General features: G+C 70.6%; 1 protein-coding gene. It reads left to right on the forward strand.

The features are described from left to right. A partial coding sequence (locus ABZ714_RS34730; protein WP_358829366.1) for an SDR family NAD(P)-dependent oxidoreductase occupies window positions 1-5,392 on the forward strand: 5,392 nt, incomplete at both ends.

Here is a 5,392-nt window from a genome sequence, read left to right on the forward strand (position 1 = left end):
CGCTGGCGCGGTTGTGGGAGCACTTGGGTGTGGTGCCGGATGCTGTGGTGGGGCATTCGCAGGGGGAGATCGCGGCGGCGCATATCGCGGGTGTGTTGTCTCTGGAGGATTCCGCGCGGGTGGTGGCGCTGCGGTCGCAGACGATTGCCGCGATGGCCGGATCCGGTGGCATGGTCTCCCTGCCTCTGTCGAGGTCTGACGCCTCGGCTCTGATCGAAAGCTGGGCTGGTCGGGTGTTCGTGGCGGCGGTGAACGGTCCGTCGTCGACGGTGGTCGCGGGTGATGCCGACGCCCTGGCCGAACTCCTCGCGCACTGCGAGGGCGTACAGATCAGGGCGCGCCGAGTCCCGGTGGATTACGCCTCCCACACCCCCCACATGGAGGCTTTGAAGGACCGGTTGCTGGAGCTGTTGGCCCCGGTCCGGCCGGGCGTGGCGTCGGTGGCGTTCTACTCCTCCGTTGCCGGTCGTACCGGTGGTCCGATGCCGGACACCACGGTGATGGATGCCGGGTATTGGTATGAAAATCTGGCCACGACCGTCGACTTCCAGCACGCCACCCGAACCCTCTTGGACGACGGCCATGCCCTGTTCATCGAGGCGAGTCCGCATCCGGTCCTGACCCATCCCGTCCAGGAGACCGCCGAGGACCACGTTGGTACGACTGACGTCACCGTCACCGGCACCCTTCGCCGGGACGACGACACCTGGCAGCGCGTCCTCACATCCCTCGCCACCGCCCACACCCACACCGCCATCGACTGGACCCGCTTCTACGCCACCGGCACCGGACCCGTCGACCTCCCCACCTACCCCTTCCAACACCAGCACTACTGGCTCCTCGAAGACCCCACCACGGTCACCGATCCCCAGGCCCTCGGACTGCGCGCCGCCGACCACGGACTGCTCGGGGCCTCCGTAGCCTTGGCGAACGGCGACGGCCGGCTGTTCACCGGGAGTCTGTCCCTGCGGACCCGTCCCTGGCTGGCGGAGCACGCCGTCCACGACACCCCGCTGCTGCCGGGTACCGCGTTCGTCGAACTCGCCCTCCACGCGGGGCGGAGTGTCGACGCCCCTCACCTCCGGGAGCTGATCCTCGAAACACCCCTGACGCTTCCGCCCGTCGGCGGAGTCCATCTCCAACTACTGGTGGAGACAGCCGACGACGACGGCCACCGGGCACTCACCATCCACTCCCGACCCGATGACTCCGCCTCGGACCGGCCCTGGACCCGTCATGCCACCGGCACCCTGACCGCCCGGCCGCCGTCCACCGCCACCGCCACGGACACGGACAGGGACAGGGACACGGACATCACAGCATGGGCGGGGCCGACGGCCTGGCCGCCGACCGGCGCAGTACCCGTGGACATCGAGGAGCTGTACCCGTCCCTGGCCGTCGACGGCTACCAGTACGGGCCCGCCTTCCGGGGCGTCCGCGCCGTATGGAAGGACGGCGCCGAGGTGTACGCCGAAGTGGTGCTGCCGGACGAGGGACACCCGGACAGCTCCGCCTTCGGTATCCACCCCGCCCTTTTCGACGCCGCGCAACACCCGATCGGAGCCGTGGGTACGGAGCGCGGCCCCGGCGAGGTGCCCCTGCCGTTCGCCTGGTCGGACGTCGAACTGTACGCCGTCGGTGCCCGCGAGCTACGGGTTCGGATCACCCCCGCCGACGCGGGAACCTTTCGCCTCCGGCTGGCCGACCCCACCGGGCGTCCCGTCGCCGACGTGGGATCGCTCGCCATGCGGTCGATCACCCCGGGGCAGTTGGCGAAGGCCGTCGCGTCGACCCGGGACGATCAGCTCTTCCGCCTGGCCTGGACCCCCGTTTCCGTCGCGGAGGCCCCGATACTCGGCCGGGTGGCGTTCGCGGGTTCCGTCGTACCCGAGGCGCTGGTGGCGGCGCTGCCCGACGGCGTCGTGGTCGACCACCGTACGGATCCGCTGTCGATACCCGCAGACGACACCGCCCCCGGGCCGGATCTGGTGATCGCCACCGGGCTGCTCAGCCGTCCCGCCGACGCCGACGCCGACGCCGACGCCGACGCCGACGACGTGCCGGGCTCCGCGCGCACGGCCGTGCGGTACGTCCTGGACACGGTCCGGTCATGGCTGGCCGAGGACCGTCCGGCCGCGAGCCGGCTGGTCTTCCTCACCGAGCGAGCCGTCGCCGTCGACCCCGACACCGAATCGCCCCGCCCGGCGGACGCCGCCGCCTGGGGCCTGATCCGTACGGCCCAGAACGAGCATCCCGGCCGTTTCGCCGTGATCGACCTCGCCGGACAGAACGCCGTCCCGGCCGGAGCGTTCCGCGGTGCGCTGGGCAGCGACGAGCCGCAACTGGCCGTCCGCGACGACGACCAACGGCTCTACGTGCCCCGGCTCGTCCGGGAGACCCCGCCCGATGCCGACGCCGCACCGGAACGGCAGACGGGCGACGGCGCGCCCGGGCCGATCGCGGGCGGCACCGTACTGATCACCGGCGGTACGGGCACCCTCGGCGGACTCTTCGCCCGCCGTTACGCGACGGCCCCCGGAGTCGGCCATCTGCTGCTGGCAGGACGACGCGGCCCCGACGCCCCCGGCGCCGCCGAACTCGCCGCCGAACTCACCGAACTGGGAGTGAAGGTCACCGTCGCTGCCTGCGACACCGCCGACCGTGACGCCCTCGCCGCCCTGCTGGCGACCGTACCGGACGAGCATCCGCTGACGGCCGTCGTCCACAGTGCCGGCGTACTCGACGACGGCACACTGACATCCCTGACACCGGATCACATCGAGAACGTGTTCCGTCCGAAGGTCGACGCCGCCTGGCATCTGCACCGGCTCACCCGCGATCACGACCTCACCGAGTTCGTCCTCTTCTCCTCCGTGTCGGGCGTACTGGGCAGCCCCGGACAGGGCAACTACGCCGCGGCGAACGTCTTCCTCGACGCGCTGGCCCAGAGCCGTCGCGCCGAGGGACTGCCCGCCACATCAGTGGTCTGGGGACTCTGGGCCGACAGCAGCGATATGACCGGCCACCTGGCGGCGGCGGATCTCACCAGGATCGCCCGGCTCGGGATCGAGCCCGTCACGGCGGAGGAGGGACTGGCCCTCTTCGAAGCCGCCCGGGCCGCCCGGACGGCCTGCCCCGTCGCCGCGAAAATCATACCGGCCCTGCTCCGTACGCAGTCGGAGACCGGGACGCTGCCCGCAGTTCTCCAGGGGCTCGTACGCGCACCCGTCCGCAGGGCCGCCGCATCGGCGACCACGTCGGCCGACGCCGACGGCCTTCGGACGCGGCTCGCCCGGCTCACGCCCGAGGAGGCGGAGGACACCCTCACCGACCTCGTCCGTACCCATGTGGCACTGGTCCTGGGCCACACCGCGTCCGACGCGGTCAACACCGACCACGCGTTCAAGGACCTCGGCTTCGACTCGCTGACCGCCGTCGAACTGCGCAACCGGATCAACGCCGCCACCGGACTCCGGCTCGCCGCCGGACTCGTCTTCGACCACCCCACCCCGCGACGTCTGGCCCGCCACCTCCACGCCGTACTCGCTCCGACGGCCGGGGCGACCGCCGCCCCGGCCGCTCCGGCCCCGACGGCCGCGGGGACAGTCGCCGCCGACGAGCCCATCGCGATCGTGGCCATCGGCTGCCGGTACCCGGGGGGAGTGCGCTCCGCCGACGACCTGTGGGACCTGGTGGCGAACGGGCGGGACGCCGTGGCCGAGTTCCCCGGCGACCGGGGCTGGGACATCGGGAAGCTGTACGACCCCGATCCCGACCGGCCCGGGACGACGTACGTCCGCGAGGGCGGCTTCCTCTACGACGCCGACGCCTTCGACCCCGCCTTCTTCGGCATCAACCCGCGCGAAGCCCTCGCCATGGACCCCCAGCAACGACTACTGCTGGAAGTCGGCTGGGAGACCCTCGAACGCGCCGGGATCGATCCCACCGCCCTCCGCGCCACCTCCACCGGTGTCTTCACCGGAGTCATGTACGGCGACTACGGCAGCCGGCTCGGCTCGGTCCCCAGGGACCTGGAGGGCTATCTGATCAACGGCAGTGCGGGCAGCGTCGCCTCCGGCCGGCTCTCCTACACCTTCGGATTCGAGGGCCCGGCCGTCACCGTGGACACCGCCTGCTCCTCGTCTCTGGTAGCCGTTCATCTGGCCGCACAGGCGCTGCGCCAGGGGGAGTGCTCCCTCGCTCTGGCCGGTGGTGTCACCGTGATGGCGACACCCGATGTGTTCACCGAGTTCAGCCGGCAGCGGGGGTTGTCCGCCGACGGCCGGTGCAAGGCGTTCGCGGAGGCCGCCGACGGTACGGGCTGGTCGGAGGGTGTGGGGCTGCTATTGCTGGAGCGGCTTTCGGATGCGCGTCGGAATGGTCATCGGGTGTTGGCGGTGGTCCGTGGTTCGGCGGTGAACCAGGACGGTGCGAGTAATGGGTTGACGGCGCCGAATGGTCCTTCGCAGGAGCGGGTGATCCGGCAGGCGTTGGCGAATGCGCGGCTGTCGGCGGACGAGGTCGATGTCGTGGAGGCGCATGGTACGGGGACGACGCTGGGCGACCCGATCGAGGCGCAGGCACTACTCGCCACCTATGGACAGGATCGGTCGGAGGGCCGGCCGTTGTGGCTGGGCTCTTTGAAGTCGAATATTGGTCATGCGCAGGCGGCGGCGGGTGTGGGTGGCGTCATCAAGATGGTGATGGCGATGCGGCACGGGGTGTTGCCGAAGACCCTGCATGTGGATGAGCCGTCGTCGTTCGTGGACTGGTCGGCGGGTTCGGTGGAGTTGCTGACGGAGGGGCGGTCGTGGCCGGAGGCGGGTCGTCCCCGGCGGGCGGGTGTGTCGTCGTTCGGTGTGAGCGGGACGAACGCGCATCTGATTGTGGAGCAGGCGCCGGAGGCGGTGGACACCGATGGCTCGGGCGTGTCCGGGCCGGTGGTGGTGTCGGATGGTGTGTTGCCGTGGGTGGTGTCGGGGAAGTCGGAGCAGGCGTTGCGTGAGCAGGCCCGTCGGCTCCTCGACCATCTTGACCGTCATCCGCAACTCACTCCCGCAGAAATGGGGCATGCTCTGGCGGCGAGTCGGGCGGTGTTCGACCATCGGGCCGTGGTCATCGGCCGAGATCGGTCTGATTATCTGGACGGACTGACGGCGCTGGCGGCTGGTGAGCCTTCTGGCCGGTTGGTGTCCGGTGTGACTCCTGGTGAGGCGGGGCGTACGGTTTTCGTTTTTCCGGGGCAGGGGGCGCAGTGGGTGGGTATGGGTGTGGGTTTGTTGGAGTCCTCGCCGGTCTTCGCCGAACATCTGCGGGCTTGTGCGGGGGCTCTTGAGCCGTTTACCGGTTGGGATCTGGTCGGTGTTCTTCGGGGTGTTGATGGTGTTCCGGG

The sequence above is a fragment of the Streptomyces sp. NPDC006798 genome (assembly GCF_040635975.1).
Taxonomy (GTDB): domain Bacteria; phylum Actinomycetota; class Actinomycetes; order Streptomycetales; family Streptomycetaceae; genus Streptomyces.